At 75.2% G+C, this 2,815-nt stretch carries 2 protein-coding genes; one reads left to right on the forward strand and one right to left on the reverse strand.

Going from position 1 to position 2,815, the window contains the following annotated elements; genetic code table 11:
* Positions 1 to 328, reverse strand: a 328-nt coding sequence (locus ACTIDRAF_RS0218495; RefSeq protein ID WP_016700213.1) for a SchA/CurD-like domain-containing protein, incomplete at its 3' end; no start/stop codon positions are given.
* Positions 329 to 772: 444 nt separating this feature from the next.
* Here ACTIDRAF_RS0218495 and ACTIDRAF_RS29690 point away from each other — a divergent pair.
* Positions 773 to 2,680, forward strand: coding sequence for an AfsR/SARP family transcriptional regulator (locus ACTIDRAF_RS29690; protein WP_083886462.1), 1,908 nt, complete (start codon positions 773 to 775; stop codon positions 2,678 to 2,680).
* The last annotated feature ends 135 nt before the right edge of the window (positions 2,681 to 2,815 follow it).

Genomic DNA, 2,815 nt, shown 5'->3' on the forward strand with positions numbered 1-2,815 from the left:
TGACGTTCGCGAAGTGCAGGTGGAACTCCTCGGGGCTGGCGGTGTCCCGCCGCTCGACGAGGAAGGGGGCGGTGCTCTCCTCGACGTGGTGGGCCCCGGGCCGACGGGCGAAGTGGTCGACGACCACCGACGGGTCCCCCTCGTGGTCGATGACCCGCACGACGTCGTCCCGGACGTACGGGGCCGTGCCCCGGAACTCGGCGGCCGCCCCGGTCTCCGGGTCGGTCAGCGACGACCGGGGTTCCTGCTCCTCGACGCCGTCGACGAGTCGCGCGATCTCGGACTCGGTGCCCGGCTGGGCGCGGAACAGGATCGCGGCATAGGGCATCGGGCATCCTCCGTGTACGTGGTGCTGGGTCGGCGTCTCCCGCGCGCCTGGCGGCGGAGGGGCCTTCCCCCCGGGTCGCGTGGAGTGCGTCGCGCCGCCCGGGGATCGACCTGTGCGCCCTGCTCGGCCCCGCGCGGGTCTCCGCTCGGGCACCTGTGCGGTTCCGGCCCCACCGTGGCCGGCGGCACTCGAACCGGACTCGGTCCGGACTCGGCCACCGGGGCTCAGCGGACTCGACCACGGTTCCAGCGACGACCCAGACCAGGACGAGGCGAATGGACCAGCATCGGAACCCAACCGGCGGAGCGGTGGCCGGCGGGCCCCTCTCCGACGGGGGACGACCTCGTGGACCGCCCGCGCTTCGGCCGAGCCGGTGGCGCGACCACGGCGGTCCGCCCCGGTTCCTCCACCGCCCCCGCGCACCTACCACCAGTTGGGACGGGCATGTCAGCAGTGAGAGTCCGGGTCCTCGGTCCCTTCGAGTTCCACCACGGTGGAACGGCGGTGACCCCGAGCGCGGCAAAGCTCCGGCAGTTGCTGGCGCTGCTGGCGGTCCGGGAGAACCGGCTGGTCCGCAACGACCAGATCATCGAGGAGCTGTGGGAGCAGCACCCGCCGCGCAGCGTGAGCACCACCCTCCAGACCTACGTGTACCAGCTGCGGAAGCTGATCCGCCCCCACGAACGGCTGGACCGCCGAGGGGCCCGGGTGCTGGGGGCCGGTTCCTTCGACCTGGAGACCACGGCCAACGGCTACCTGCTGCGCTGCTCCCCCGGCGAGGTCGACGCCGGTGCCTTCGCCCGGCTGGTCCGCCAGGGCAACGCCGACCACGCCGGGGGTCGGCTGGAGACCGCCGCCCGGCTCTTCCGGTCCGCCTTGGCGCTGTGGCGGGGCCCGGTGTTCGCCGACCTCAGCCAGGGGCCCCTGTTGCAGGCGGAGGCCGTCGAGCTGGAGGAGCTGTTCCGCAACGCCACGGAGCGGCGGATCGAGATCGACCTCCAGTCCGGCCGGCACCACGAGGTGTTGGGCGAACTGACCGGCCTGGTCGCCCAGTACCCGACGCACGAGGGTTTCCAGACCAAGCTCATGCTCGCCCTCTACCGGGCCGGCAGGCGGTCGGACGCGCTCCACGTGTACCAGCGCGCCCGGGAGGCGCTCAGCGCCGAACTGGGACTGGACCCCTCCCCGGCGATCCGCCGGCTGCACGCCCAGGTCCTGGCGGCCTCCCCGGTGCTCGACGTTCCCTCGCTGACGGTGACCCGCCGCCAGCTCGGCCCCGCCGAGCCGCCGCGACACCTGCCGGCGCGGCCGGCCGTCCTCGTCGGCCGCGACTCCGAGGTCGCCTCGGCCGCGGCCGCCCTCGCCGTACCCGACCAGGGCGGGGCGGTCGGGCCGGCGGTGGTCCTGGTCACCGGCGGGCCGGGGTGCGGGACCTCGGCGTTCTGCTCCGACGTGGGACACCGGGTCGCGGACGAGTTCCCCGACGGGCAGCTCCACGCCGAACTGGGGTCGGGCGTGGACGGTGGCCTCACCCCCGGCGCCGCCCTCGCGTGTTTCCTCCGGGCGCTGGGGGTGCCGGCGGAGCGGGTTCCGGAGTGCCTGGAGGACCGGATCCGCCTGTTCCGGAGCCGCACCGCCGACCTGCGGCTGCTGGTCGTGGTCGACGGGCTCGTCGACTCCGCGCAGTTGCACGCCGTCATGCCCTCCGGCGCTGGTTGCGGGGTCCTCGCCGGCGCGCGGCGGATCTTGCCCGACGCGGCGGTGCGGCGGACGGTGCGGCTCGGCCCACTGGCCGATGAGGACGCGCACGCGCTGTTGCTCGCCGGGTTGGAGGACCACCGGGCGACCGGGGATCCCGAGGCGGTGGGTGAGCTCCTCGCCCTGTGCGAGGGGGTTCCGAAGGCCATCGTCACCGCCAGGACCCGGCTGGCGGTCCGTCCGCACTGGTCGGTGCGGCACCTGCTGCGTTCGGTGCGCACCGAGGCCCGGTTGGGGTTGCCCACGGCCCAGCTGGGCATCGGGGAGAGCGTCGCGCGGGGGCTCGAACCGCTGCCGGCGCAGGCCCGGCACGCGCTGCGGCTGTTGACCCTGGCCTTCGACGGCGGCTTCACCAGCGCCCAGGCGGCCGAGGTGCTCGACGTCGGCGTGGAGGGGGCGGAGTCGTTGTTGGAGGAGATCACCGAACACCAGCTGGTGGCGGCGGAGGCGCCGACGAGCGGGGCGGACGTGGTCCGCTACCGCTTCTCACCACTGGTCCGGGCGGCGGCGGTGACGCTGCCCGGTTCGGGTCACGCGGTGGACCAGCGCGGCTGGCACCTGGTGGGCGGTCGGCGGATCACGCCGGCCAGCTGAGGTCCCGGCCGGTCGGGGGGGCACCACCGGGTGGCGAGCCCGGCGGTGGCACGCGTGGCGGGCATCCGCCCGAGGTGCCCCCGGGGCCGGCCGGGCCGGCCCGCTCCCGTTTCGGCCCCCGGCGGAGCCACCACC

It is taken from the genome of Actinoalloteichus spitiensis RMV-1378 (assembly GCF_000239155.1).
In the GTDB taxonomy this organism is placed as follows: Bacteria; Actinomycetota; Actinomycetes; order Mycobacteriales; family Pseudonocardiaceae; genus Actinoalloteichus_B; species Actinoalloteichus_B spitiensis.

What these genes read in the sequence shown, in the direction of transcription:
- ACTIDRAF_RS29690 (WP_083886462.1), top strand. Translation starts at nt 773, where the DNA reads ATGTCAGCAGTGAGAGTCCGGGTCCTCGGTCCCTTCGAGTTCCACCAC.